Below are 25,944 nucleotides of genomic sequence, written 5' to 3'. Positions count from 1 at the left end.
GGTATTAGAATATATACTAGTAACTTTCCTATAAAAATAACTGACGTTGCAATTGTAAGAGTCGAAACGCCAGTTATATTAGCTTATAAAAAGATAATGTACTATGTGTTTTCTACGGTAACAGTAATACAATTTTAAAAACAATATTACTTTTACGCTGCTGACATATCTAATCTTGTTGGTTGCAGTTTGCCTTCTTTGCTGTCGACCGCTGCGCTCAGATTTACTAAGAAGATAGCGATGGCTGCGATAATACCTGGTATAGCGATAAATAAGAAGTTCATCTGATGGGTCAGCTCTAAGGTGAGAAGCGCACCAGTTAGGATTGGACCTACGATAGCACCAATACGTCCAATCCCTGACGCCCAACCCATAGCAGTCGTACGTACAGCGGTAGGATAATATTGAGCCACAAAAGTATAGAGCAGAATTTGTGAGCCGATGGTTGTAGCACCTGCAATCGCAATGAGCGTATATAGTACAATCTGAGGACTGTTGTAGCCAAGCAAAATTAATGCTATTGCCCCAGCGACAAACATAATAGTTAGTACAGGTTTTAAATGGAATTTATCAGCTAGGACACCACCGCCAATAGCCCCAATCATCCCACCAATATTAAGTGCAAATAGAAATAACATACTAGCACCTAATGAGTAACCGGCTTGAATCATTAGCTTTGGTAACCAGCTTGCTAAAGCGTAAACCATCAGCAAACACATAAAAAATGCTACCCAAAACATAATAGTAGTGAATCCACGTCTGTTCAGAAATAACGCTTTAATTGGTGCATCATCACCTTTGGTGGGTTCGTCTAGTACTAACGTAGTAGAGGGTGTAACTTTTTCTTGAGGAGCCAATTTTTGAACGATATTTTTAGCTTCGTCTTCTCGCTTTTCTTTGACCAAATACATCAAGGATTCAGGTAGCATCTTCCAGATAATTGGCAATAGCAAAGTAGGGATGCCCGCAATATAAAACATAATTTCCCAGCCAAAATCTAGCACCAAAAAAGATCCTAATAATGCTGACGTCATACCACCAATTGCATAACCGCTGAACATAATAGCGACTAAAGTACTACGCATACGTTTCGGTGCGTATTCAGATGTTAGTGCCACGCAGATTGGCATCACGCCGCCAATACCTAGACCTGCAATGAAGCGCAAAGCCGCAAACTGCATAGGCCCGCTAGCGAAAGCACCAAAAAAAGTAAAGCTACTGAATAGAGCGACACAAATCATAATTGTTTTTTTACGACCGATTTTGTCAGATAAAGTGCCAAAAATCATGGCACCAAACATCATACCGAATAGTGCTGCGCTAGCAAGAAAACCTGCTTGTACCGAAGTCAATGACCACTCCTCCATAAGTAATGGCAGGGCCACGCCGTAAATAATGAGGTCGTAGCCGTCAAAGATAATAATCAGTAAGCACCAAAACAGGACTTTCCAATGAAAAGGTGAAAATTTGGCTTCATCAATAACTTTATTGATGTTTAAGGTTTGAGATTCCATTCATATTCTCCGTTGATGATATCCTTATACGTGCTTTACAAGTTAGGGTTTTACAGGTGCTAAGTCAAAAACTATCTAGGTATCAATCGATACCTAAAAGGTATATTTTTCTATATAACATTCTATTGAAACAATGTTGACTTTTATCTTTATTAGAGTATTCGGTACTCTTATAAAGTATTAGATACGAAGAATGATGCTTGCAGTGAGTGTGTGTAAGACAACTAACGCCAAGAAGTTTCATTAATTTCTATTATGAAAATACTGAATACGCAGAAAATCATCCATATACTAAAAAAATATATAGATGATTAAAAATATAAGATAAATAGATAAAATTAGCCTAATTAATCAACGCTAATGAATGTGTTTTTTAAAAGCATTTATTGGCGTTATTGCAGGTAATATTTAATATACTCGTTAAGTGCTTCAGGTTGTTCAATATTTGAGATATGCGAGGCATTGATAGTGGCGAGCTTAGCACTAGGAATATGATCGACTATATATTGACCATCGGCAACCGTTGTCACTGGATCCTCGATACCTGCAACTACTGTGACTGGTACACGAATATTTTGTAACTGCTCGCGAGTATCAGCGACAGATAGTGCATCGCAGCAGCTGGCATAACCCTCGCTACTGCCAGCTGCGAGAGCGTCAGATAGTGCTTTAACTACATCAGGATGATTATCGATAAAACTTGCTGTGAACCAACGCGGAGCGGCTGTAGCGGCAATAGGATCTAGACCTTGCTCACGTACCAAGTGCGCGCGATCTACCCATGCTGCCTCATTGCCAATCTTCGCGGCGGTATTGCATAGCATTAAATGATCAAAGCGCTCAGGATGATGAATAGCTAACCATTGACCAGTCATACCACCCATAGAAATGCCACAAAAAAATGCTTTATCTATGTTCAGATAATCAAGCAAATCAATGACGTCTTGTCCAAGCTGATCGAAACTATAAGGACCTCTTGGTGCAGAAGAATTACCATGGCCACGAGTGTCATAGCAGATGATAAAATAATCGTTTTGCAAAGCATCGATTTGTGGCTGCCACATATGATAGCTGGTACCTAAAGAGTTAGAGAATATCAGAGCAGGGTTACTGCTATCACCAAAAGTGGCATAGTTTAGCGTTATATCTTTATTGTCAAATTCAGGCATGATGAACGTCCTTGTTTTTGATTGTCATGTGAGTAAGGTATTGGTTTTTGCCTATCAATGAGTGCATCTATTTTTTGAGCTATCTATATATTCTCAACACGCTTAACTCTCAACACGCTTAACTCTCAACACGCTTAACTCTCAACACGCTTAACTCTCAACACGCTCAATAATCATCGCGATACCTTGTCCAACTCCGATACACATTGAGCAGATAGCATAACGCTTACCTGTTTTTTCCAGTTGATTAAGGGCGGTTAAGATCAAACGTGCACCTGAGGCGCCGAGTGGATGACCAAGGGCAATCGCACCGCCGTTAGGATTGACGCGCTCGCTATCATCAGCTAACCCTAAGTCACGTGTGCAAGCTAGAGCTTGTGCAGCAAAGGCTTCGTTTAATTCAATGACATCCATCTCATCGAGAGACAGGCCGGTTTGCTTAAGCAGTTTTTTCATTGCGGGTGCTGGGGCGAAACCCATAATACGTGGCTCAACGCCTACCGTAGTTGAGGCCACAATACGTGCCCGTGGCTTTAGATTAAACTCTCTAACCGCTTGCTCTGACGCTACTAGGAAGGCTGCTGCACCATCATTAATTCCAGAGGCATTACCAGCAGTCACCGTACCATCTGCGGTGACGATAGGACGCAGTTTAGTCAACTTCTCAAGGGTGGTGTCAGCACGAGGATGCTCATCAGTATCGACGGTGACAGGCTCGCCTTTACGCTGCGGAATGACGACAGGGGTCATCTCATCTTTAAAAAATCCTGACTTTTGCGCCGCTGCGGTACGTTGTTGGCTACGTAGCGCAAATGTATCTTGGTCAGCTCGATTGACATTGAATTGCTCTGCGACATTTTCAGCGGTTTGCGGCATAGTCTCTGTGCCATATAGCTCATCAAGCTTTGGATTGATAAAGCGCCAGCCCATAGTAGTATCTTCCAGCTTTTGACTACGACCAAATGCCTGACCTGATTTGCCCATCACAAATGGCGCACGGCTCATGCTCTCAACACCACCTGCGATAATTAAATTGGCTTCACCAGCTTTAATCGCACGCGCCGCTATCGCTAACGCATCCATCGACGAGCCGCACAAGCGGTTAACAGTTGTCGCAGGCACTTGATAAGGTAGGCCGGCTAGCAATGACGACATACGTCCGACGTTGCGATTGTCTTCGCCGCTTTGGTTGGCACAGCCATAGATGACGTCATCTACTTGTACCCAGTCGACATTAGCATTACGTTCCATTAACGCCTTGATAGGGATAGCGCCTAGGTCGTCTGCACGTACGGGTGCTAGACCGCCGCCGTAGCGTCCAAAAGGGGTGCGAATGGCGTCAATGATATAAGCGTTTGTTAAGTTATCCATTGTAGATATTATCCTTTTTATTATTTTACTGTAGTAGCGTCAGTCAGTGTGGCACCCGTCAAGGCCTGTAAGTCTTCAAAGCTAATGCCATCGACCATTTCGGTGACTGCTAAGCCTTTATCGGTGACATCAATGACACATAAATCAGTATAAATGCGATCAACGCAGTTTTTGCCAGTCACAGGATAAGTAAGCTCGCTGACGATTTTAGGGTCGCCAGTTTTGGTGGTGTGATTGGTCATCACAAAGACTTTTTTGGCACCGACGGCTAAGTCCATAGCGCCGCCAACTGCAGGTATTGCATCTGGCGCACCCGTGCTCCAATTGGCTAAGTCGCCATTGGCAGCCACTTGGAATGCACCTAGTACGCAGATATCAAGATGACCACCACGCATCATCGCAAAAGAGTCGCCATGATGAAAGAAGCTGCCGCCGTCGAGCATGGTAACGTACTCTTTTCCGGCATTAATCAGCTCGGGATCTTCTTCGCCTTTAGCAGGTGGTGGTCCAAAAGCTAATAAGCCGTTTTCTGAATGCAAAAAGACATCTTTATCATCCGGTAGGTATTTTGCAATTTTGGTCGGTAGTCCGATGCCTAAATTGACATAGGCACCATCTGGAATATCTTGTGCAGCGCGCTCAGCGATTTGATCGCGGGTCAAAACAGTGTAGGAAGTATGGCTCATGATTATGATCCTTATAATTAGCAGTATTAAGCGGTGGCTGTAGTAGCTGTGCTAGAAAGTTAAGCGCTAGCAGATTCAGTGCTAGCAGGCTGAATTTGCACCACATGCTGCACAAAAATACCCGGTGTAATAATGTGTTCAGGATCAAGCGCGCCAAGCTCAACTGTTTCGGAGACTTGGGCGATAGTAATATCAGCCGCCATTGCCATGATAGGACCAAAGTTACGGGCAGACTTGCGGTACACCAAGTTGCCCCAACGATCGCCTCTAGAAGCTTTGATTAAAGCAAAATCAGCCTTGATCGGATATTCAAGAACATAGTCTTTACCATCGATTTCTCGAGTCTCTTTACCTTCTGCGAGTAAAGTGCCAAAGCCTGTGGGCGTATATACCGCACCGAGTCCCATACCTGCTGCTTGAATACGGCAAGCCAGATTACCCTGTGGTACGAGCTCCAGCTCAATCTTGCCAGCATGATAAAGCTCATCAAATACCCAAGAGTCCGATTGACGCGGGAAAGAGCAAATGATTTTACGCACAGCACCTGTTTTTAAGAGCTTGGCAAGGCCATGGTCGCCGTTACCGGCATTATTATTAATGATGACCAAATCCTTTACGCCTAAATTAATAAGCCCATCAATCAGTTCAGCAGGTTGACCCGCTGTGCCAAAGCCACCAATCATGATGGTGGCGCCATCTTTGATTTGACTAAGTACGTCAGTTATATTTTTATCAGCTTTATTAATCATGTTTATATCCTATAAAAAGTCATATGAGGTAGTGTCTTTAAAATTAATAAGTGGTACATGGGTTAGACTCATTGCTCTGACACTACTTAATTTTTTTCGTAAGAGACTTGCTCTTAATTGGCTTCATTATTAGAGGTCGTTAATGAGATAGATGATGTTGGTAGTAAGCGTTTTTTGGTCAGAATATAGTGAGCAATCATGCCGATAAGAATGCCCCAAAACACAGAGCTTAATCCCAAAAAGCTCATACCCGATGCTGTCGCCAAAAAGGTAATTAACGCTGCATCTCTTTGCTCATCATTTTTCATAGCAATGGTGATATTGGCAGAAATGGCACCGATTAATGCAAGACCGGCCAGTGCCGCGACAAGCTCTTTTGGAAGCAAGCTAAATACCATCACGATACTGCCAGCAAATAAACCGCCAAATAAATAGAAGATGCCATTAGCAACACCTGCGATATAGCGCTTTTCCTTAAGTTCATGCGCATCTTTACCAGTGCAAAGCGCGGCTGTGATCGCGGCAAGTACGATAGTAATACCGCCGACACATGCAACTGCTAAAGAGGCGAGGCTTGTAACACTCACAATAGGCTTGGCTGGCGTGTCATAGCCACTTAGATTTAAAATAGCCATGCCGGGTAAGAATTGACCAGTTAAGCTCACAAGGATGAGTGGTATAGCGAGGTTAAACGTTGAGTTCCACGACCATTCAGGTGCAATAAAATTAGGTATGGTAACGGCTAAATCGAAATGGACAGGGTTCATTTTGCCAAGTAAGACGCTTAAGATAACACCGCATATCAACACCCAGATCATCGTATAGCGCGGCGAAAAGCGTTTGGCTAATAAATAGCAACCGAGCATGCTAAAGACGATAAATGGCATGCTATCAGTGGCTTTAAATAATTCTAAGCCGAACTGAAATAGGATGCCTGCCATCATGCCAGCGGCAATACCGTTAGGAATCCATTTTAATATTTTGTCGAAGTAACCTGTCGCTCCAATAATAAATATGACAATCGCTGAGATGATATAACCGGCAACAGCTTCATTAATACTCATCTGTGGAAATAGGGTAACCAGTAAAGCGGTACCAGGGGCGGACCATGCTGTAATAACCGGTGTTTTATATTTAATAGATAAATAAATACCAGGAATGGCAGCACCAATGGAGACACCCCAAATCCAAGACGCCATCATGGCATCCGATACTTGTGCGGCTTGTGCGGCCTGAAAAAAAATAATCAAAGGACCTGCATAGGAAATAAGAACCGCTAAGAACCCTGCAACCGATGCAGAGAGCGACCAGTCGTTTTTTAAGGTTTGGATTACAGAGGCCATATTGCTTCCTTGCAAATTAGCATTCGTTACGGGGTTGCAAATTAAGATGCATGCTACTGATTGACAGATTTATTATTAGCCTTCGTCGCCACCGCCTACAGGAATGGTACTACCAGTAATATAAGAAGACTCATCGGATGCTAAAAACAAGATGGCATTGACTTGCTCATCAATCGTGCCGTAGCGTTTCATAAAGGTGCGATCAATGGTCTGATCAACCACCGCATTCATCCATGATTTTTCATCATCAGTTAATGGTTTGGCGTTACGTGGAATCTTTCTGGGCGGCGCTTCAGTACCGCCAGTTGCCACTGCATTCACACGGATACCATCGTTTGCATACTCAAAAGCGAGCGATGCGGTCATGGCGTTCACGCCGCCTTTCGCTGTCGAATAGGGTATGCGGTTGATACCGCGAGTAGCGATAGAGGACACATTAACAATAGTGCCTGATTGCTGTTTGACCATGGTTGGTAATACCGCATGACAACACCATAATGTTGGAAATAATGAGCGGCTGATTTCCTTTTGAATTTCTGCTTCAGAGAAGCTGGTAAAAGGTTTCATCCATATTGCGCCGCCGACATTGTTGACCAATATATCGATACGCCCATAGCTATCAAGTGCCTTATCAATAGCCTCTTTAGCACCTTGATGGGTTTCAAGGTCAGCTTGAATGGTAACGGCTTCTCCGCCATCAGCAATGATTTCAGCCAGCACCTCTTCTACTAATGGAGAAAAGTCTGCCATGACGATTTTTCCGCCCTCACTTGCTAAGCGTAATGCGACACCGCGTCCGATGCCTTGAGCGGCACCGGTGACGATACATACTTTATTATCAAATCTTTTACTCATGACAGTCTCCTAAAAATCTTGCTCATGCTTTGCTAGTAGAGTAATACGGCTAGGCTACGTTATTGTTCACTGGGCGTGAATTTTTCATAGTAAAAATTACTCGGTTTTAGATTGCTGCTGTCTAACCAGTTACTCACCGCATCCACCATCCCTAACGGACCACACAAGTAGACATCGACGTCACCATCGTTCAGCCACTCATTATCAACATGACCGGTAACATAGCCTTTACGCTCATGCTGGCTGTCTTCAGTGGCGACACAGGTGCGGTAGTCAAACCAAGGGTGGTTTTGTTTGACTTCTTCTAGTTTCTCAACTTCTATAAGATCAAAGTCGTTGGTAACGCCGTAGACCATTCTGACAGGATGATGAGCACCAGACACCTCTAAACTTTTTAGCATCGATAAAAAAGGCGCGATACCAGTACCACCTGCTAGAAATAGGGTCGGGCGGATTAGAGGGCGCAGGTAAAAGCTACCAAATGGACCCTCAAAATCAATATCTTGGCCAATCTGAGCGATGTCAGATAAAAAAGTACTCATCTTACCGTTAGGAATATTACGAACGACGAACTCAGCCTGCTTGGCATTGGGTACAGAGCTAAATGAGTAAGAGCGCGTTTCGTTGGAGTTAGGAATGTTGATGTTGACGTATTGACCTGGAAGAAACACCAAGGCATCTGAGTTGTCAATATCAATACCAAAATGAATGGTAGATTCAGACAACACATTGAGTTGCTGTAATTTACCTTTAAAAGTAGATTTACCAACTTTACAGGCTTCAGAAGAACTTGGCACTTTGATCACGCAATCACTTTCTGGAATCATCTGACAGGTGAGTACATAACCTTCAGCGGCTTCAGCTTCTGTCAGTGCATCTTCGATATACATATCAGGGTGCATGTCGTAGCTGCCAGATTCACAATGGCAACGGCAAGTACCGCAAGCACCATCAAGGCAATCCACAGGGATATTAAATTTTTGACGATAAGCGGCTTCGGCGACGGTTTCGTCGGCTTCACATTTGATGAAGCCTGTGACGCCGTCTTCGAACTGTAGAGCAATATTATATTCCATGAGAAATATCCCTTTTCAACACGTATTAATTAAAAGCTAGTGACTAAATAATGAGTGAATAATGATTAGACGTGATAGACGTCCATAATTTGATGCACATAGTCGTCTTTTAAGACCACATACTTATCCAAAATTTTTGGTTGGTCTTGAGTCATGTCTATTTTGTACTGAGAGTAACCCCAATAGGTATTGGTCTCGTGATAGCGAAAGGACTTGTTGATCCAGTTGAAACGCACCGTCACAATACCGTCATTGTCTTCGAGTAGTTCAATATTCGATAAATTGTGCGTGGTACGCGTATCAGGAATGGTCGCTGATGAGCGCTCAGTCTCGATGCGGAAGATACGATCTTCAAGACCACGGCGATCCGGATAATAAATCAGCGAGATTTCTCGTTGTGGGTCGCTGATGAGCTGACCATCATCATCCCAACTTGGCATCCAGAAAGGGCAGTCTTCATCGTAATAAGTGAGCCATTCTTCCCATTTTTTCTCATCCAATAAACGCGCTTCACGGTATAGAAACTGTCTAATGTCTTCAATGTTAACCGTTGCATTTTTCATGATTGATATCCTTATTTTTTGTCAGTTCTACAATAAATAGCAGAGTAATAATAAAAAATGTATTAGTCGCTATTAGCACCGTGTAGCTGCTGCTCTTGCTCTAGAGCTTTTTTCATCTCTTCATGCCAGTAGCGATGTTGGACGGTATATAGTCCTTCATCTTCAGTCTTAACACCACTCATTAAAGGTTTGAGGTCAATAGCGGCAGCGCCTTCATCTGCACCTTGAATCCAGTGCTCGGAGCCTCGGCACATATCATTCCATTCAAGCTTGATACCGTTATAACCTTCTTGGCATGAGCGGAACTCTTCTAAGTCATCAGGGGTTGCCATACCAGTAACGTTAAAGAAATCTTCATACTGACGGATACGGCGTGCACGTGACTCATCGCTTTCGCCTTTTGGTGCGATACACCAGATGCTAACTTCAGTTTTGTCAACCGCGATAGGGCGGAGCATACGAATTTGTGAGCCGAACTGATCCATGATGTAGACGTTTGGATATAGGCATAAGTTACGTGAGCGTTCAATCATCCAGTCCGCCATGGCTTCACCGTAGCTGGCGACATACTCATCGCGATAAGCGTAGTTTGGACGGTCTTGTGGGTTTTCCCACTGTGTCCATAACAGCATGTGACCGTTTTCAAAAGAATAAAACCCACCGCCTTGTCGACCCCATTTGCCAGCGTTCATGGCTTTGATATTGTCTTCTTTGACAGCTTCAGCTTCTTTACGGCGCGCAGTTGTCGCAGCGTAGTTCCAATGGACGGCTGAGACGTGATAGCCGTCGGCACCGTTTTCAGCTTGCAGCTTCCAGTTACCATCAAAGGTATAGGTTGAGGTGCCGCGTAACACTTCTAGACCTTCTGGCGATTGATTGACAATCATGTCAAGAATTTTGGTAGAGCCACCAAGCCAGTCTTCGAGTGACTGAACATCATCATTTAAGCTGGCAAAGATAAAGCCTTTATAATTGGCCATCTTCACTTGTTTTAGGTCGTGTGAGCCTTCTTTATTGAAGCATTCTGGATAGCCTGCATGTCTTGGGTCTTTAACTTTAAGCAGCTTACCTGAGTTGTTAAAGGTCCAACCGTGAAATGGGCAGGTGTAAGTGGCTTTATTGCCTTTTTTATGTCGGCAGAGCTGTGCACCACGATGTGAGCATGAGTTAATCATGCAGTGCAGCTCGCCTTCTTTATTGCGGGCAAGAATAACAGGCTGACGACCAATGTATGAGGTGTAGTAGTCGTTGTTATCAGGAACTTGAGACTCATGAGCCAAATACACCCAATTGTTTTCAAAGATGTACTTCATCTCAAGCTCGAACAACTCTTCGTTAGTGAAGGCGCTACGATGCAGGCGATAAATCCCTTTTTCACTGTTCTCTTCTAAAAAATCATCAATAGTGATGTCTGATCCTTCAGGTACTAGATTGATACGCTCGCTCATGGCTGCCTTCCTTGTATAATGACGGTATAAAATGAGATTAGAAGCTAACGTTTGATACGACAACTGAGGACATATCAAACGTAAGTCGCTAATCGTTATTAATGAATGCTATTTAATATGAGTGCTCGTTAACCTTGAGCACGGCGGCGTTCTACTTCGCTGCCTTGGACGTTTTGGTCGATATCTTTTACTAAATGAAAGTCAAAGTCGATACTTGCGTAAGGCTTATCCAGCGCTTTTTCTTTTAGCTTGTCCGCATCTTCGACCATTGTTACCTCTGGTACCAAACCTTCGCGGCTTGCAAAAGCAAAGTCATCCCATAGGTACTCATCGCCATCGATGTTAATCTGCGTGGTCAGTTTGCGATGACCGTCAGCACTGGCGAAGAAATGAATGTGAGCTGGGCGATGACCATGACGTCCTAGCGCGCCCAATACTTTTTGCGTCATTCCTTCTGGTGGTACCGAGTAACCTAGCGGAACGATGCTGCGGAATGCATAATTGCCGTTCTCATCTGTAATGATGCTACGACGCAAGTTGAAATGAGACTGTGATTCATCAAAGAAAGAGTAGTTACCTAAGCTGTTGGCATGCCATACTTCAACTTTGGCATTTGGAAGAGGTTTTCCGTCTTCACCATAAACAGTGCCTTGCATAAATAGCACGGTACCATTGTCAAGGTCAGTGCCGTCATCTAGACGCGCAAAGCCTTTTTCTTCTGGCGCACCAGCGACATAGAGTGGACCTTCAATAGTACGTACAGTCCCGCCATCAAGACCTGCTGCTTTTAAATCTTCTTCAATCATCAAGTCCATGAAGTGATCAAAACCAAGACCTGGTGATAACAAACCGGCTTCTTTGCCTAAATCACCAATGAATTCAACTCCAGACCAATATTCATCGGCGGTGATTTTTAAGTCGTTAATGGTTTGCATAAGGTCGGTCACGATACGCAAGACAATCTCTTGTACGCGTGGATTTACTTGCTCAGGGAAGTCGATTTTGCCTTTGATGAACTGAGTGGCTAATGCTTCAATTTGGCTGCGTTCCATGTCTCTCTCCTTGTTGAGGACTGTTTTATTAAGGGGTAACTACAGTGAGTATTCTTACCCACCTTTTATAGATTCTGATTACAGATTTAATGCCTTGATTTAACTGTCATCACTACGAACAGATGATGGGTGACGCAATAACGGTGTCACTTCAACCTTCATGTACGGATAAAGTGGTAATGACATCATAATATCGTGTAGCTCTTCATTACTCTCAACATCAAAGATACTGAAGTTAGAATACTGACCTGCTATACGCCAAATATGACGCCATTTACCTTGCTCTTGCAGCTTCTGTGACAGTGCTTTCTCAGTTGCCTTAAGCTCGTTGACTTTATCGGTATCCATATCTGTTGGGATTAAGACATCCATTCTGACGTGGTATAACATAATTATTTCCTTATACGTGATGAAAGATAATTTGGCTGACTTTTACAGCGTTTCAGTTTGAGCGTTGGTAGAGAATTACGGATTTGATGGTTTAGGTAACGTAGGGACTGCTTGTTTGGCGTAGTGATAGACTTTATCGCTATCTACTTCGATACCAAGGCCTGCGCCCGTAGGTACACTCAATCCAAAATTTTGATAATCAAGAGGCTGTGCTAAAACGTCGTCAGTTAATAACAAAGGACCAAAGAGTTCAGTGTCGAAGTTGAGACTTGGATATGTCGAGAACACATGGGCGGATGCTGCCGTACCGATAGGTCCTTCAAGCATCGTCCCGCCATAAAGCTCGATACCTGCTAGATGTGCCATTTGTCCGATTAAGCATGCAGCTTTTAATCCACCAGCTTGATTGATTTTTACAGCAAAGACATCGGCACAATGATCCGTTGCCAATTGGAACGCATTATGTGGATCTTGCACGACTTCGTCAGCCATAATAGCCACGTCAAAGTGTTCAGTTAAACGCTTTAGCGCTGATTTATTACGCATCGATACTGGTTGCTCGATTAAATCAACACCGCCATTTTGCAACAGACTAATACCTTTCATAGCTTCAAGCTCTGTCCATGCTTGATTAACATCAACGGTGATGCGGCAATCAGGTAAAGCTTGTTTAATAGCTAACACATGGGCGACATCATCAAGGATAGGGTTGCTACCTATTTTTAATTTAAAAATCCGATGCTTTCTCTGTTCAATCATCTGATGAGCTTCAGCGATATCGGTATCAGTATTTCCGCTAGCAAGCGTCCATGCCACTTCGATACGATCACGGACGCGACCACCGATGAGCTCGCTGATAGGTAGATTGAGTCTTTTGCCTTCGATGTCGAGTAGAGCAGTTTCAATCGCGCATTTTGCAAAACGATTGCCGCTGATGTGGGTATTCAATAGCTGCATTGCTTTTGCTGTGCTTGTAGGCTTTTCTTTCATCAAGAGAGGGGTAAAGTAAGTATCGATATTAGTTTTGATACTATGAGGACTTTCTTCAGCATAACTTAAGCCGCCAATCGTCGTTGCTTCGCCCCAACCTTCGTAGCCATCTTCGGTTTGGATATGCACCAGAACCAATACTTGTTCATTCATCACGGTACAAGCCAGTTTATGCGCTCGAATAGTAGGTATTGGTACTAGTAAAGTATTAATTGAACGAATCATATCTATCCTTAGTATAAAATTTTGGCTTCCTTATGCTTAATAAGAACTATAGGTGTTAAATATCGACATGTCTAAGACCTATTTAGTCTTTTTTTAATACTTTTTAGGTATTTTGTCGAAAGGTAGGTGGTATGTTATGTTCTTTAGGTATGGATGTTTTGTATATGAAGTAGGTGATGGATAAAAGGGAAGAAATTAGAACGACTTAGGATAGAAACAATAGGAAGTCAATCAAGGAAGAATAATGGAACTCAGGCATTTACGCTATTTCATAGCCGTGGCAGAAGAAAAAAGCTTCAATAAAGCAGCTGCTCGTTTATACATCTCGCAGCCACCACTTAGCCGGCAGATAAAACAGTTGGAAGAAGAGATTGGCGTTACGCTTATCGATAGGGAGAATCGTCCCTTGAAACTCACTGAGGCTGGCGAATTTTTTTATGATCATGCTATTCAAATTTTAAAAAAATCAGACGATCTGCGTACTATGACTATTCGTAAGGGAAATTTTGATAATTCGCTCTCAATAGGCTTTGTATCATCTATATTGTATGGCATATTGCCGAGAGTAATATCCCGTTTCAGAGAAGTTCATCCGAATATCGAAGTTAAATTGTATGAGCTAAACTCTTGGCAACAAATGCAAGCATTGACAGAAGGTAAGATAGATGTAGGTTTTGGCAGGTTATTATTTGAAGATGCTTCTATTAGGCGAATGGTGCTTAGAGAGGAAGATTTAGTAGTTGCTGTTCCTATCGAACACCCATTATCAAAAGAAAAACGCGACAGTTTAAGCTTGATCGATTTAACAAATGAAAACCTCTTACTTTATCCAACAGCACCGAGGCCCAGTTTCATTGATTACGTATTAGAACTATTTGAAAATCGTAATTTGAAGGCGAATTATTTCATGGAAGTACGTGAATTGCATATTGCCCTAGGGTTAGTAGCAGCAGGAGAAGGGTTGACTATCGTACCAAAGACACTTGAGCATTTACGTCATCAAGAGATAACCTATATCCCATTTGAAGAGGGGATATTAACTTCGCCAATCGTGATGAGTGTTAGACATTTTGATAAGTCTGGATTACTGGAAACGTTATTAGATGTTACTTATCAAATTTATGACGAAGAAGGCTTCATATATAAGCGTGAAAAAATTTGATCAAGTATAAGTTTTAAGGGCTTTACTTATTTAAGGCAAAAGCAATAGGCATACTAACATCGTCAATTTTTCTATAAAAATCGCTAATAATGCTAAAGTAGCAATAAAAAGTTCACATTAACTAAGGTTGCTATGTCTAATATAGAGTCCAATACAGAAAAACCAATATTCAAACAGAGTATCGCGCTGTCAAAGAATAGCGAATATATATCTAATGACATAAATACAGCGCAATCTGCTTTCTTGACGCTACCAGTCGTTATACAGACTGCCTTGGATCAAGCCAAACGAGTTGTTCTGATTGCAAATAATCCTGCTGTGACCACGACGCAGCTTGAGATGTTATTACAGCCCGATGATGTCTTAGTGTTATTTAATCACTTTATTCGCGCTGATTTTTTTGCTAGCCATCAGTTAGCTAGTTCACTACCTAAGTTGCTGTTTTTTCGGCAGATTGGTGATAGTAAGCTGCATTTTGGCCTGCCGCCTAGAAGCAATCATATATCAGTGGTGGAGCAAATGGCAGAGACCGCCCCGCTAGGAATATTGACGAGCAACCAGCCTTATCAGTTTCCAACATTAGCTGATGACCCAAGCTCTAATGACGATCCTATCACTACTCATCGCATCTTAGATATTCCTTCGAATATGCAAAAACTATTATCAAGCACCATTCATCACAGTGTACTATCAGAGCATCACAAAGTCGTTACTGACTATCCATACTTTACCGATATTCATTCGTCAGCACCCTCATCAGGTTTTCTGATATATCGGCTGATGCTGGCAGCTCGAGCATGCTTACACAGTATTCAAGACACGAAACTACCGTTAGAGATAGTAATGATCGGTTTCAATGACAATGATAAAACTGCTCACTTTTGGCATGGACATAATTGGGATTTTGAACGTCAGGAAATGAGTCGATTACTTAAAGGCGTGACTATTCACCAGTACTAGAATATTGATTAGCTAAGTTTTCGTTAGCTAAAAATTGCTAGAAATAGTTAAACATAAGGAGCGTCTGGGCAATGAGCGCGCTTTATCTCGTTATCGTTAGGCTCTCGTTGCACGGCTATCAGTGATGACTGTTCTTCGGTCCAATCAATCAACCGCATATCGGAAAACTGTGACAACCATCCTGCCATGGGCCAACAGTGCCATTTTTTATAGAAGCGATTGGCATTGACAATGATACTGTCCAGATGATTAAGAGGTGGCCGGTAGACACTATGCTGCTGATGATAAGCGATATCAGCAGTGAGGTAAAAATCGATATCTAATCGGCGTGCTGTAAAAGCAAAATCGGTATCCTCTGCACCATAACCTGTATATTGGGTGTCGAAACCACCAACCTTATCAAAAGTCTGTCGCTTGATAGCGAAGCACAGGCTCCAAAATGCACCATAATCATCAGTCTGTTTGATAGCGGTTTGTTCTGTTTTAGCTTGATTTGAATCAGCTTCATCAAAATTATAACGATAAGGGTTATAGACAGATAGCTCATCTAAAACAGAGAAAGACAGATGATTGATTTTTAATTGCGTACTTTCTTCTACTGATAATGGTCGCGTTAGATAGCGCGGTTGACCCATCAAAAGCGCATTAGGATATTGCAGAAGCTTCTTATACATTTGCTCAATAAACGTAGGCGCTACGATACAATCAACGTCCAAAAAAATCAGCATATCGTGAGTTGCCTGCAGTGCCCCAAGATTACGATTATGTCCGATATCAAACTCTGTAATTGTAGTATCACTACCATCATTTACAGCTGATTTGACCGTAGTCGGTAATTTCACGATATTTAATGGAAATTCAGCTAACCGATTGGGATCTGCGTCATCGTTGACAATAATGACTTCGGCTGGCTTTACACTACTATTTTCTAGACTGCTGAGTAGGTTATAGAGATGACGATTACGACCATAGCAAGTCGTAATGACGGTCATCGGTACAGAATCAGAAGTCGTACTAGCGTTACTTGTTGGCTGAATGGTCATCGTTTATCTTTACCTCGCTATCAGGTTGCCTGTTACTTTTAATAAATCAGTATTTAATAAGTCAGTATTTAATTGTTGATTCAGGTGTTAAGTTGAGTCGAAGAAGTAACCAGTTTTCAAACCAAAGCTTAGTAGTAGGATAATCAGTGATGCTATGCATAAACGCCTGACCAGCTGTTGGCGTAACTGCGTTGGTTTCCTCACCGCTATCTTCCTCAAAGTTATTTTCTTCACTGTTATTTTTTTTAATGCTATCAATCGAGGTAGCGTGGTGTGGTTTATTTCGACCATGAATCGCTTGGTCAAAAGATTCAGGTTGATTATCATTGACGCTCATTAAGGTTTTAAACTGCTGCCAATTTAGCGCTTTGTTTTGAGTGACTAACGCTTCAGCCATGACGGCTTGTTCATTATGTGGCCTGTCATCAGGCACTACTATGAGCGGCGTATCGTAATGATACGCTTGTGCGACAGCATTTAGGCCACACGCCATTATCAAATAATCGCTATGACAAATAAATGGTGTGATGTCATCTACCTCAGCTGAGATATCGACATAACATCGTTTGTCATCGTCTATAGGCCCGAGAGAGACAATTAATGCATTGGGTAGCAGTGAGCGCAATTCTGGTAATTTTTCGTCAATCGCTTTGTGTCCACCGTAGCCTTTAATGACGGTGATAATAGGTGTTGTAGCTTTGGACTTGTCTGTTAATTTAGCCTTGTCAGATGGTAAGCTTGTAGTTTTAGGAACAAAAGTTTCATTGTTCACGCTTAATTTTGCCAAAATATCTATAAAGCTCTCATAAGTATATGGCTCAGCTTTTTGAGAGTAGATAAAGTCAAGATAGAGCGTTTTATCACAGACCCACTCAGATGTCTGGGTAGACTCTAATGCTTTAGGATAAGGTGCTAGTAAGGCAAGCGCACCAGCAAATGCACCCAAATGTGGCGCATCATCGCGAATACCAGGAAGCCTAACGTAAAGGTAAGGAATACTTGCCGCACGGCAGAGCATTGCCACCTCGACGCTGACATCGATAATCATCAGATCAATCTTACATTGAAAGATAGTGTCTAGTATTTGGTGACTGCGTTTTTGAATGTCGCCATTGCCTACGGGCGAGTAATGTAGGCTGGCTGGTTGCCAATATTCTCCTGCACGACCTGCTAGTATGTCATCTGGGCGTTCATCTTCTGCATTTAAACGTACGATTTGTTGTTCATCAATAGCGGTAAAACGATAGCTATTTATATCTAAGCTCGTAAATACCGTTAATTGCGCTCTTGCATCATTAGGTAGCAATGCAGCCAGTTTGTCTGCCTGTCGGCAATGTCCTGAGCCGTGATGATGCGCATAATATCCGATACGCATCATTGCGACCCCTCAGAAAAGCTAACAAGATCATTATCAGTTTCAACTGGCGCTTGAATGGCTTGATTAAAAAACTGAAGGGAGTCTTTTGTTAAATCAGACAGCTCATAGCTGTTGATGTTGTTGATACTGCTTATGTAGCTTTCTGAATTGTCTTCTATTAACGCAGTTCTATTTTTTAACGCTGCTCGGTAAAGTTCCAGATAGCCGTCTACCATGGCTGACACTGAACAAAACTGCAAAGCACGGTCACGGCAAGCTTGGCGTGATATGTTTTTAATCGTAGAAAAACCATTGATAAAGGCGACTTTGTCTTTTTTAGGTACGATGACGCCTGTCTCTGGAGTAATAATTTCGGCACTGGCTCCTGCATCGAAACCAATGACTGGTGTGCCACATGCCAAACTCTCAGCTAAGGTCAATCCGTATGGCTCGTCCCAAGTGCTAGTAAATAGCATGGCAGTTGCTTGGCACAAGTAATTGTTAATCTCGTCCTTGGTGACATGACCTACGTAACTGAATAGTTTGTCATCGCCACTCTTACTGTCTTTAAATAATAAAGGAGCTACTTTTTGATTGAAGTAGTCTTCATTGCTTTTGGGTCCTGCTATGATAAGTTTCTTCCCAGCTTCCATACAGTACCGCATGGCTAAATGAGTGCCTTTCTCAGGGCAGATACGCCCATACCAAAAATATACCTCGTCATCGCTACCATCAGTACTGCCAAGCGACTCTGTATTGGCAGTAAAGGATTCAACATCGATGCCGTTATACACCACTTGTGAAGGGACAAACTCAGCGAATAACTGCTGTTGGTGCTTACTAATCGCTGTAAATTTAGTGGTTGTACCAGCGCGCAGTGTTAAAAGCGCCAAACGTAACTGTGGAAAAATAGGCGTATGAAAAGTGGTAAAAAACCTTTCGCCAAACGCTTGGCCTGTCATCATCGGAATGTGATGCAAGCTGTGGTTATGTACGATATCAATTTCACCGCGCTCATCACGTTCGATAATATTTCGTAGGGCTATCTGATAGGTGAGATATTGGTACATCTCTTCACGGCCCATGGCGACTGTTTCATGCTCATTATCATAGACCATCTTGTTAAACTCATGACGAGTCAATAATGGCACCAGCGTTGCTTTCGTCTCGCTATCTTTATGAGCGTAAAGCAATACCTCATGACCTTGCGCCACTAGCTCATCACAAATCAATTGGGTAATCATTTCTAGACCACCCGCATATGGCTGGGCAATGGGATAAAGTGAATGCGCGATAATGGCAATACGTAGCGGTGAATTCGAAGACCTAATCATGTTTTTAAGACCTTTATAGTTATAAGCATCATGGCTATAAGCGTTTTGGTTAGTAGAGTGGTGTATAGGGAACCTAGTATAGAAACGATAAAAGACAATAGAATGACCTTGGTTCAAAATTGGCTTATATAAACCGCTATCTTTATAAGTACTAGTTTTATCAGTACTGATTCTTACGAGTCGATGGTTTTTTTATCTTTAAATAAAGACGTCGCATAAGATGTCGTGATAGTCGTCTTCTTTTGATGGGCTACCTTTAAAGTCTGTTGTAGAACCTTACTCATACTTGGTATGTCTGCTCGAGCATCAGAGAAATTATCCATTGCTACCTTGGCTGCGCTTAGTTTAAGAATACAAACTGCCGCTGCACATATAAATAATACTGGCGAATAGAGCGGTGAAAACGGTGCTACAACTAGAGCTGTAATGATATTTAGTACTAGTAAAAGTTTTGGTAACGCTGATATATTCTTAAGGAATAATGACTGACGACTTTGGATATAGTTTTGTTTTGGCGTACAGACAAAAGGTTTCTCTCGTCCCCATAGCACCGGAAGCCATGATAAGGCACCAATCTCCCAAAAGTTTAAGTGCATCAACCATGCACGTATTTTTCTACCAAAACGTGGTTGATGGCTGTCATCTATTTGTTGATTGAGAGGCGATTGATCACGGCAGTAAGCCCATAGACGTCTAAGGATAAAAAATGTGTAGCCTGCATAAACCAGATATAAAGGTGCAAGCATCGACACGTCAGCGTTATTTATTAAAAGCATATCAACCATTACCAATAATGAGCAGATATGCAAAAGGATAAAGAACCCCGTGAAGTTTACCCAAGCACTTAATTGAGACAGATGAGCGCGTATATATGCTAGACGTTCACTCATACTTTTGGATTGCGAGACATACTGAACTGGGGAGTTGTACGGAACTGACAGGTAATCCGTGAGCACTTGCATATTGCCGTAGATCCAGCGTCGACGTTGACATATTAGGTCATCTAGCGTGTTAGGTAGTAAGCCTGTGGCAATAACTTCTGGCACAAACTGACTGCGAAAACCTTGTCGATGCATAAGCACGCCCATCTGAGCATCTTCAGTGATAGAAGCGCCTGACCAACCTCCTATGCTCAAAAGATCTGAGCGTCGAATGACTGCGTAAGTACCCGTTGATAAGGCGCGATTGCGATTAAAAGGACGATACAAATGATGATTGAAATAGTGATTCAACTCGCTATGCGCATCGAGCTGTCCTTCATTACGATAAAACTGCGGAAACTGAAGTAGGGTATGCTCAGGATATTGGGCAATAGCCTGCATGATAGAGGCTCTAGCATGTGGTAATGCTTGGTAATCACTATCGACCACCACAATGTGACTACAGTCTGGACTCATTAACCCAAGTGCCAAGTTTAAAGCACCCGCTTTGAATCCTTCGACACGATCAATGTGATAAAAGTGGACATTCAGCTCAGCGTTTAAGCTTTGGCAAAATGCTGCCAACGGCTCATACAACGACGACTCTTTATTATTATTATCGAGAATCAATATCTCATCGCGTGCTTCTTTTACTGCTAATAACGACTTTATCGTGGCAATAACCAACTCTGGAGGCTCAGCTCGCGTCATCAATTGAAAACTGAGTGCTGCGCTAGTCAAAGCTTCTTGTGTGTTAGCAGTCATGTCTGGTCCTTAAGCAGGTACAACAAGTGAAATTTATATAAAAAGAATGGCTTATAGACAATGTAAGTACTTGTATCCTCAGTCATTTAATGAATACCAATACATACTAATACAAAATTAAGTAATGATTTAGCCGATAATTGTTTGTGATAAATTAACTGTGTAAGTTGTACGTAATGTGACATAAAAACTTAGTATTTTAATCGCGTAAAAATAGGGCGTTTTTTGATTGAGAAGGGGTAGGTAACTGTATTTTACTTTTGAATTTAGGTAGTTAGTAAAAGGATAAAACGAGGAAAGAAGACGAGGATAAAAAAGTAGGAAGGTCTGCATCATTATGCTGAAGCACGACTGTAGTAGGATAGAAAAGCACGACTAAAATCGTAGTTAGTTTCAGAAGCTAACTACGTTAATAAGTTTGAGATTAGATTATTTATATTGACGTTTAACTTAACGCTTAGCTAGCTAGGTCTGAATAAATCAAGTCAGTGCTAAGCCAGTAATAAATGAGTGACACACCAGTTCCAGACAGCGTCGACAGTTGGTGTTGATGACGAACTCTTTTTGCGAACGAGATAATAATCTGGCTCGACTGTTAGCGTTGACTCACTCACTTGCACCAATCTTCCTGCATTCAAATCCGCTTGTACAAAAGCCTGACAAGCAATCGCAACGCCTTGACCCGCTAGCGCTGCGTCTAAAGCCAAAGCGGTCTGGTTAAATACAGCGCCAGGCAGCTTACCTGTAGTACCAAAAAATCGTGGCCAATGATGATGTGAGTCATGGAGCAATGGCATCTCTTGTAGCGCTTCAAGTGATATGGGCAATTTTCTATTGGCCATTAAGTGAGGGCTAGCCACGGCCACGAGCGTTTGTTCAAACAGCAGATGAGTATCAAATGTCGCAGGGAATGGTGGGCGCGTTAGGCGTACCGCGATATCTACTTGATCACGGTTAAAGTCTGCAACGGATTCAGTCGCTACAGTACGCAACTCGACACCAAGGACCGCAGCGGTCAAAGCAGATAAGCGCGGCAGTAATAGCTTAGTGGCAAAAGTCGGTGTCACGCTGATAGTGACAGTCTTAGGTTCTCTTAGTAGCTGAGCTGTTGCTTTATCCAAAATTTTAAAAGCGCGAGTAACTTCTGCAAAGTAAACAGAACCTTGGCTAGTGAGCGCTACGCCTCTTGGTAGTCTTTGAAACAAAGGAAAGCCGATATGCTCCTCTAGCATTCTTACCTGCTGAGCGACCGCGCCTTGTGTTACAAACAGCTCATCCGCCGCCGCCCGAAAATTAAGATGACGCCCAGCAGCCTCAAATGCACGTAAGGCATTGAGCGGTGGCAATGTACGATGGCTGTTTGACACTTTGTTTTCCTAGACTGTAGATTTTCTATAGTCTAGCATCTTTTATTACGATGTTAGGAATCTGATTTTATTGGTTATGATAAATGAAACGATAACTAATGGAGAAAGACAGATGAATAATATTACAACGACAAAAAAAGTGGCGCTTATCACCGCAGGCAGGTCAGGCATGGGTGCTGCCGCTGCTCGCAAACTTGCAGCAGATGGTTATCATGTCGCTATTCTATCTTCCTCTGGGAAAGGTGAGGCTTTAGCAAAAGAGTTGGGCGGCATTGGTGTTACTGGCTCCAACCTTATTAATGAAGATGTGCAGCGCTTGGTCGATTCGGCGATGCAACAGTGGGGACGTATTGATGCGCTTGTAAACTCTGCTGGTCACGGCCCGCGCGCACCTATTTTAGACATCACTGATGAGGATTGGCATAAAGGGCTAGAGGTTTACTTTCTTAGTGCGGTACGTGCAATTCGTTTGGTCACGCCAATCATGGTCGCACAGGGTAGCGGTGCTATCGTCAATATATCTAACTCTTGGGTAACGCAGCCGACTGCGCTTTTTCCTACGTCAACGGCTTTTCGTGCCAGCCTTGGCGCTTTTACCAAGATTTTCTCAGATGACTATGCAGCAAAAGGTGTGCGTATTAATAATGTCTTGCCTGGCTGGATTGATAGCTTGCCTGAAGTCGATGAGCGACGTGAGAGTGTGCTGATGGGACGTTATGGCAAATCTGAAGAGGTCGCCTCAACGATTGCCTTTTTATTATCTGAAGCTGCCGGATACATCACTGGTCAGAATATACGGATTGATGGTGGCGTCATTCGCTCTGTTTAACGAGTCAATCAATACAAGCCTATTGATACAAGATAGTTAATACAAGATTGTTAGTACAAGCAATAACACACTGTCGACGCTAGCTGCTTGACAAAAGCAGCTCATCTATTTATTAAGGCCAATGTTATGTTTCGAGCATATGCTGCACTGGTGCTACTTGGTGTCATCTGGGGGTCGAATTTTATTTTTATGAAATGGGCGACGGCTCTAATTAGCCCCTCACAAACCGTATTTTTACGCCTGCTATTTGGGTTCTTGCCATTGGTTGCAGTTGCTTGGCACAGCAAAGTAATCACTCGGGCGCAGTTACAGCATTTGCCACACTTTATAGTGATGTCAGTGCTCGCAAAGTCATTTTATTATTATGGATTTGTCGCAGGTACGGCGCTATTGCCCAGTAGTATTGCAGGTCTATTGAGTGGTTCAATCCCTATATTTACCTTTTTGGGCGCGGCGCTGTTCTTACCTGATGAGCGTCCGACCAAGCAAATGGCGATTGGACTTACGTTAGGATTTGCTGGTATCGCATTAAGTGCGCGACCATGGCAAGGCGCTACTGGTGTATCTCTCGTTGGCGTTTTATGGATGTTGGCAGGGTCTCTGAGTGTGGGTGCGTCTTTTGTATATGCGCGGCGCTATCTGTCTCCTTTGAAGTTGCCGCCACTGGCGTTGGCGACTTGGCAAGTGGGGTTAGCCGTCATAACGCTTTCCGTACTTATTGATTTCGATGGTATAACCCAGCTGTCGACAGATACTAGGGCAATGTGGGGAACGATACTTGGTCTGGGTGCTTTGGGTACAGGTGCTGCTTTTTTGATTTATTATTTTATTATTGAAACGTTAGGTCCAGTGCGGGCTGCTGGTGCTACTTATATTGCTCCAGTCGTTGCCGTCATCATTGGCGCGATAATTGGCGAGGACATCACCAGCTTAGAAATTATAGCGTTGGTACTGATTTTAAGTGGTGTCCTACGGATACAAACGGGTAGACAGACTTCAGGGTAGCGGTAGGAAGGGTAGGCTGTTAAAAATACAATACTCATACTTATGACAAGCTAGTCGATAATTTCATTTAAGCCTGCCATTGCTACTAGGTTTTTCGACGCGCTTACAGCACTAGCTCCATGACCAGTAACATGCCGACCATCAAATAATATTCGATGGTCGTCAGCATGATGAGCTCAACGATCTAATTATCTTACATTTTCTATGTTCAGATCAGCCTATGTCTAGGCAGTAGCAGTGAAATGTTGGCTTAATTCCTGAATATGCTCAGGGCCAATACCGCAGCAGCCGCCGATTAATGAAGCGCCTTGTGCCTGCCATTTTTGTGCCCAGAACAGATAGGCAGGCGGGGTCAAATCATCACGTACTTCATTAAGCGTATCATTTGCGGCGGCATTTTTTGGTTGTGGCGGGAAAGCATTGGCATAAGCGCCAAGTTTGATATGCTGCGCTTGTTTTGCTTGCAGTACAGTTTGCGCAACATCTAATGCTTGCTCGATGACATCAGGTTGGCAGCAGTTAAAGAGTATTGCCTCGACATCGAGAGCAGCCATCGTTGCTACGGCTTCCTCGACGGTTTCTCCTGAACGCAGACGTGGTACATCGATATCCATACTGTCTTCTAAAGTAAAAGCTACCCATAGCGGTTTATTATCTGTATCTAGCGTACTAAGTAGCTCACGAACAGCGATAGACTCGGCGATTAGACTCTGAGTCTCAGCGAGCCAAAAATCAACATACGGATTTAGACCTTTGATCAGTGGGGTGGCGATATCTTCTACGTGGTCAGCATCAAATAAGTCTGCACGGTAGGAGCCAAACAGTGGCGGGATAGAGCCAGCTACTTTGGTTGCTGTACCTTCTAGCGTCACTGCTGCACGTGCCATTTCACCTGACGCTGCTGCCAAATCTTGTGCTTGCGCTGCAAAACGTTCCTCGCCGATATGAAAGGGTACTAGCGCGTAACTGTTGGTCGTAATGACTGCCGCGCCGCTCTTTATATAAGCACGGTGTACATCACGAACGATCTCTGGCGCTTCTATCATTGCCAGTGCTGACCATTCAGGTTGACGAAACGGTGCACCGCGTTTCGCCAATTCTCGTCCCATGCCACCATCAATAATTGTGGTTGTGTTTATTGGCATAACGAATCCTTCTTTATTGTGAGTAGACAAACCTGTAGAGGTGTTATTGTTAAAAATAGAATTATTTAAAGGAGCGAAATATTAGGCGTAATAAGCGTCAGATGCAACCACAGGTTTGTTAGTAACGTTAATTTATGGCTTTTGGCATCTGGTTGCTTTATTCGAGTGTAGGTATTGCATGGCTTTTCTGATGAGGTCTATATAAATTGCAAGTAAATTAGCAGAATTGTTGAAGAGGTTAAAACTACAAGAAGGCTTTACTTATGACAGTGAAATTAAGCTAAAAAATATTTCTGAAAATAGTTATATAAGATTCCTTGAGGATCTTAGTCAGTTGAATGGTGCTTTATTTTGTGTAGCTACTGACTCTAGCTTTAATTCTATTGATAAAATTAACTCACATAAAGATTCTACTACTAAGTCTATTCTTCGTGGCCAAAATGAAATGAAGTATGATGGCGGCAGAGAGGGTATGAAGATATTGTATAAACAACTTAACGAGCCCATCCCAGATTCTGTGTAACTGCCATTTAGATTAAATGCCTGCTTATACGATCATCAAACATAATCATAAAGCGATTCAGAGCAGACGTCCAGTTACGGATGGGCATCGACCACTTTTTGGA

24 protein-coding genes are annotated in these 25,944 nt (G+C 42.8%); 5 read left to right on the top strand and 19 right to left on the bottom strand.

Annotated features, from left to right (window positions below):
• Nucleotides 1–152: 152 nt before the first annotated feature.
• From JMX63_RS06350 to JMX63_RS06290, 13 genes are all read right to left on the bottom strand, one after another.
• The gene (locus tag JMX63_RS06350; RefSeq protein WP_160023269.1) at nt 153–1,514 is read right to left on the bottom strand and encodes an MFS transporter; all 1,362 of its coding nucleotides are present in this window, start codon (nt 1,512–1,514) and stop codon (nt 153–155) included.
• Between the two features lie 392 nt (nt 1,515–1,906).
• Entirely contained in the window at nt 1,907–2,683 is a 777-nt protein-coding gene (gene pcaD, locus JMX63_RS06345) for a 3-oxoadipate enol-lactonase (protein ID WP_101204508.1), read from the bottom strand.
• A gap of 150 nt (nt 2,684–2,833) precedes the next feature.
• A complete protein-coding gene (gene pcaF, locus JMX63_RS06340; RefSeq protein WP_201571630.1) occupies nt 2,834–4,054 on the bottom strand; it encodes a 3-oxoadipyl-CoA thiolase in 1,221 nt (406 codons plus the stop codon).
• Nucleotides 4,055–4,074: 20 nt separating this feature from the next.
• A complete protein-coding gene (locus JMX63_RS06335) occupies nt 4,075–4,740 on the bottom strand; it encodes a 3-oxoacid CoA-transferase subunit B (RefSeq protein WP_179799438.1) in 666 nt (221 codons plus the stop codon).
• 59 nt (nt 4,741–4,799) lie between these two features.
• The gene (locus JMX63_RS06330) at nt 4,800–5,489 is read right to left on the bottom strand and encodes a 3-oxoacid CoA-transferase subunit A (RefSeq protein ID WP_201571629.1); all 690 of its coding nucleotides are present in this window, start codon (nt 5,487–5,489) and stop codon (nt 4,800–4,802) included.
• 113 nt (nt 5,490–5,602) lie between these two features.
• A complete protein-coding gene (benE, locus tag JMX63_RS06325) occupies nt 5,603–6,832 on the bottom strand; it encodes a benzoate/H(+) symporter BenE (RefSeq protein ID WP_101204512.1) in 1,230 nt (409 codons plus the stop codon).
• 75 nt (nt 6,833–6,907) lie between these two features.
• Complete coding sequence (locus tag JMX63_RS06320; RefSeq protein WP_201571628.1) at nt 6,908–7,687, bottom strand: 1,6-dihydroxycyclohexa-2,4-diene-1-carboxylate dehydrogenase; 780 nt, start codon at nt 7,685–7,687, stop codon at nt 6,908–6,910.
• A gap of 59 nt (nt 7,688–7,746) precedes the next feature.
• Nucleotides 7,747–8,763, bottom strand: coding sequence for a benzoate 1,2-dioxygenase electron transfer component BenC (gene benC / locus JMX63_RS06315; protein ID WP_201571627.1), 1,017 nt, complete (start codon nt 8,761–8,763; stop codon nt 7,747–7,749).
• A gap of 65 nt (nt 8,764–8,828) precedes the next feature.
• Nucleotides 8,829–9,326 (bottom strand): benzoate 1,2-dioxygenase small subunit, encoded by a 498-nt coding sequence (benB, locus tag JMX63_RS06310; protein WP_020443471.1) that lies wholly within the window; start codon nt 9,324–9,326, stop codon nt 8,829–8,831.
• Between the two features lie 62 nt (nt 9,327–9,388).
• Nucleotides 9,389–10,774, bottom strand: a complete 1,386-nt coding sequence (gene benA, locus JMX63_RS06305; protein WP_201571626.1) for a benzoate 1,2-dioxygenase large subunit — start codon at nt 10,772–10,774, stop codon at nt 9,389–9,391.
• Nucleotides 10,775–10,902: 128 nt separating this feature from the next.
• On the bottom strand, nt 10,903–11,826 hold the full coding sequence (gene catA, locus JMX63_RS06300) for a catechol 1,2-dioxygenase (RefSeq protein WP_165596830.1): 924 nt from the start codon (nt 11,824–11,826) through the stop codon (nt 10,903–10,905).
• 99 nt (nt 11,827–11,925) lie between these two features.
• The gene (catC, locus tag JMX63_RS06295) at nt 11,926–12,216 is read right to left on the bottom strand and encodes a muconolactone Delta-isomerase (RefSeq protein ID WP_101204514.1); all 291 of its coding nucleotides are present in this window, start codon (nt 12,214–12,216) and stop codon (nt 11,926–11,928) included.
• Nucleotides 12,217–12,291: 75 nt separating this feature from the next.
• Nucleotides 12,292–13,431: a muconate/chloromuconate family cycloisomerase gene (locus JMX63_RS06290; RefSeq protein WP_101204515.1), complete on the bottom strand. Its 1,140-nt coding sequence runs from the start codon at nt 13,429–13,431 to the stop codon at nt 12,292–12,294.
• A 244-nt stretch (nt 13,432–13,675) separates the two neighbouring features.
• On the opposite strand from JMX63_RS06290, the gene JMX63_RS06285 reads away from it, so the two are divergent.
• Together JMX63_RS06285 and JMX63_RS06280 are read left to right on the top strand one after the other, a co-directional pair.
• Nucleotides 13,676–14,593: a LysR family transcriptional regulator gene (locus JMX63_RS06285; RefSeq protein WP_101204516.1), complete on the top strand. Its 918-nt coding sequence runs from the start codon at nt 13,676–13,678 to the stop codon at nt 14,591–14,593.
• Nucleotides 14,594–14,725: 132 nt separating this feature from the next.
• The gene (locus JMX63_RS06280) at nt 14,726–15,553 is read left to right on the top strand and encodes a hypothetical protein (protein ID WP_201571625.1); all 828 of its coding nucleotides are present in this window, start codon (nt 14,726–14,728) and stop codon (nt 15,551–15,553) included.
• A 47-nt stretch (nt 15,554–15,600) separates the two neighbouring features.
• Here the strand turns inward: JMX63_RS06280 and JMX63_RS06275 are convergent, their stop codons facing one another.
• The 5 genes from JMX63_RS06275 to JMX63_RS06255 all read right to left on the bottom strand — a co-directional run bounded on the left by JMX63_RS06275 (nt 15,601) and on the right by JMX63_RS06255 (nt 22,339).
• On the bottom strand, nt 15,601–16,596 hold the full coding sequence (locus tag JMX63_RS06275) for a glycosyltransferase family 2 protein (protein WP_201571624.1): 996 nt from the start codon (nt 16,594–16,596) through the stop codon (nt 15,601–15,603).
• A 61-nt stretch (nt 16,597–16,657) separates the two neighbouring features.
• Nucleotides 16,658–17,974 (bottom strand): hypothetical protein, encoded by a 1,317-nt coding sequence (locus JMX63_RS06270; RefSeq protein WP_201571623.1) that lies wholly within the window; start codon nt 17,972–17,974, stop codon nt 16,658–16,660.
• Nucleotides 17,971–19,287 carry a glycosyltransferase gene (locus JMX63_RS06265; protein WP_201571622.1) on the bottom strand — a complete coding sequence of 439 codons (1,317 nt, stop codon included), beginning with the start codon at nt 19,285–19,287 and terminating at the stop codon, nt 17,971–17,973. The genes JMX63_RS06270 and JMX63_RS06265 overlap by 4 nt, the downstream gene beginning before the upstream one ends.
• Before the next feature lie 173 nt (nt 19,288–19,460).
• Complete coding sequence (locus JMX63_RS06260) at nt 19,461–20,972, bottom strand: glycosyltransferase family 2 protein (RefSeq protein WP_201571621.1); 1,512 nt, start codon at nt 20,970–20,972, stop codon at nt 19,461–19,463.
• A 491-nt stretch (nt 20,973–21,463) separates the two neighbouring features.
• Complete coding sequence (locus JMX63_RS06255; protein ID WP_201571619.1) at nt 21,464–22,339, bottom strand: LysR substrate-binding domain-containing protein; 876 nt, start codon at nt 22,337–22,339, stop codon at nt 21,464–21,466.
• A gap of 112 nt (nt 22,340–22,451) precedes the next feature.
• Here JMX63_RS06255 and JMX63_RS06250 point away from each other — a divergent pair, with 112 nt between their 5' ends.
• Complete coding sequence (locus JMX63_RS06250; protein WP_201571617.1) at nt 22,452–23,168, top strand: SDR family oxidoreductase; 717 nt, start codon at nt 22,452–22,454, stop codon at nt 23,166–23,168.
• A gap of 126 nt (nt 23,169–23,294) precedes the next feature.
• Nucleotides 23,295–24,173, top strand: a complete 879-nt coding sequence (locus JMX63_RS06245) for a DMT family transporter (protein ID WP_201571616.1) — start codon at nt 23,295–23,297, stop codon at nt 24,171–24,173.
• 224 nt (nt 24,174–24,397) lie between these two features.
• On the opposite strand, the gene JMX63_RS06240 is transcribed toward JMX63_RS06245, so the two are convergent.
• Nucleotides 24,398–25,318 (bottom strand): homocysteine S-methyltransferase family protein, encoded by a 921-nt coding sequence (locus JMX63_RS06240; protein ID WP_201571615.1) that lies wholly within the window; start codon nt 25,316–25,318, stop codon nt 24,398–24,400.
• 229 nt (nt 25,319–25,547) lie between these two features.
• On the opposite strand from JMX63_RS06240, the gene JMX63_RS06235 reads away from it, so the two are divergent.
• On the top strand, nt 25,548–25,841 hold the full coding sequence (locus JMX63_RS06235) for a hypothetical protein (RefSeq protein ID WP_201571614.1): 294 nt from the start codon (nt 25,548–25,550) through the stop codon (nt 25,839–25,841).
• Nucleotides 25,842–25,944: the final 103 nt, after the last annotated feature.

This window comes from Psychrobacter nivimaris (assembly GCF_904846365.1).
GTDB lineage: Bacteria > Pseudomonadota > Gammaproteobacteria > Pseudomonadales > Moraxellaceae > Psychrobacter > Psychrobacter nivimaris_B.
Note: the sequence above shows the minus strand (reverse complement) of the source record. Positions and strands in the feature narration are given on the sequence as shown.

Bases quoted from the DNA above. Each gene is read 5' to 3' on its own strand.
- benC (WP_201571627.1), bottom strand. From the start codon at position 8,763: ATGGAATATAATATTGCTCTACAGTTCGAAGACGGCGTCACAGGCTTC.
- pcaD (WP_101204508.1), bottom strand. From the start codon at position 2,683: ATGCCTGAATTTGACAATAAAGATATAACGCTAAACTATGCCACTTTT.
- JMX63_RS06250 (WP_201571617.1), top strand. From the start codon at position 22,452: ATGAATAATATTACAACGACAAAAAAAGTGGCGCTTATCACCGCAGGC.
- JMX63_RS06285 (WP_101204516.1), top strand. From the start codon at position 13,676: ATGGAACTCAGGCATTTACGCTATTTCATAGCCGTGGCAGAAGAAAAA.
- JMX63_RS06240 (WP_201571615.1), bottom strand. From the start codon at position 25,318: ATGCCAATAAACACAACCACAATTATTGATGGTGGCATGGGACGAGAA.
- JMX63_RS06260 (WP_201571621.1), bottom strand. From the start codon at position 20,972: ATGACTGCTAACACACAAGAAGCTTTGACTAGCGCAGCACTCAGTTTT.
- JMX63_RS06290 (WP_101204515.1), bottom strand. From the start codon at position 13,431: ATGATTCGTTCAATTAATACTTTACTAGTACCAATACCTACTATTCGA.
- JMX63_RS06330 (WP_201571629.1), bottom strand. From the start codon at position 5,489: ATGATTAATAAAGCTGATAAAAATATAACTGACGTACTTAGTCAAATC.
- JMX63_RS06270 (WP_201571623.1), bottom strand. From the start codon at position 17,974: ATGATGCGTATCGGATATTATGCGCATCATCACGGCTCAGGACATTGC.
- catC (WP_101204514.1), bottom strand. From the start codon at position 12,216: ATGTTATACCACGTCAGAATGGATGTCTTAATCCCAACAGATATGGAT.
- benB (WP_020443471.1), bottom strand. From the start codon at position 9,326: ATGAAAAATGCAACGGTTAACATTGAAGACATTAGACAGTTTCTATAC.
- catA (WP_165596830.1), bottom strand. From the start codon at position 11,826: ATGGAACGCAGCCAAATTGAAGCATTAGCCACTCAGTTCATCAAAGGC.
- JMX63_RS06335 (WP_179799438.1), bottom strand. From the start codon at position 4,740: ATGAGCCATACTTCCTACACTGTTTTGACCCGCGATCAAATCGCTGAG.
- JMX63_RS06320 (WP_201571628.1), bottom strand. From the start codon at position 7,687: ATGAGTAAAAGATTTGATAATAAAGTATGTATCGTCACCGGTGCCGCT.
- JMX63_RS06265 (WP_201571622.1), bottom strand. From the start codon at position 19,287: ATGATTAGGTCTTCGAATTCACCGCTACGTATTGCCATTATCGCGCAT.
- JMX63_RS06275 (WP_201571624.1), bottom strand. From the start codon at position 16,596: ATGACCATTCAGCCAACAAGTAACGCTAGTACGACTTCTGATTCTGTA.
- pcaF (WP_201571630.1), bottom strand. From the start codon at position 4,054: ATGGATAACTTAACAAACGCTTATATCATTGACGCCATTCGCACCCCT.
- JMX63_RS06350 (WP_160023269.1), bottom strand. From the start codon at position 1,514: ATGGAATCTCAAACCTTAAACATCAATAAAGTTATTGATGAAGCCAAA.
- JMX63_RS06245 (WP_201571616.1), top strand. From the start codon at position 23,295: ATGTTTCGAGCATATGCTGCACTGGTGCTACTTGGTGTCATCTGGGGG.
- benA (WP_201571626.1), bottom strand. From the start codon at position 10,774: ATGAGCGAGCGTATCAATCTAGTACCTGAAGGATCAGACATCACTATT.
- benE (WP_101204512.1), bottom strand. From the start codon at position 6,832: ATGGCCTCTGTAATCCAAACCTTAAAAAACGACTGGTCGCTCTCTGCA.
- JMX63_RS06280 (WP_201571625.1), top strand. From the start codon at position 14,726: ATGTCTAATATAGAGTCCAATACAGAAAAACCAATATTCAAACAGAGT.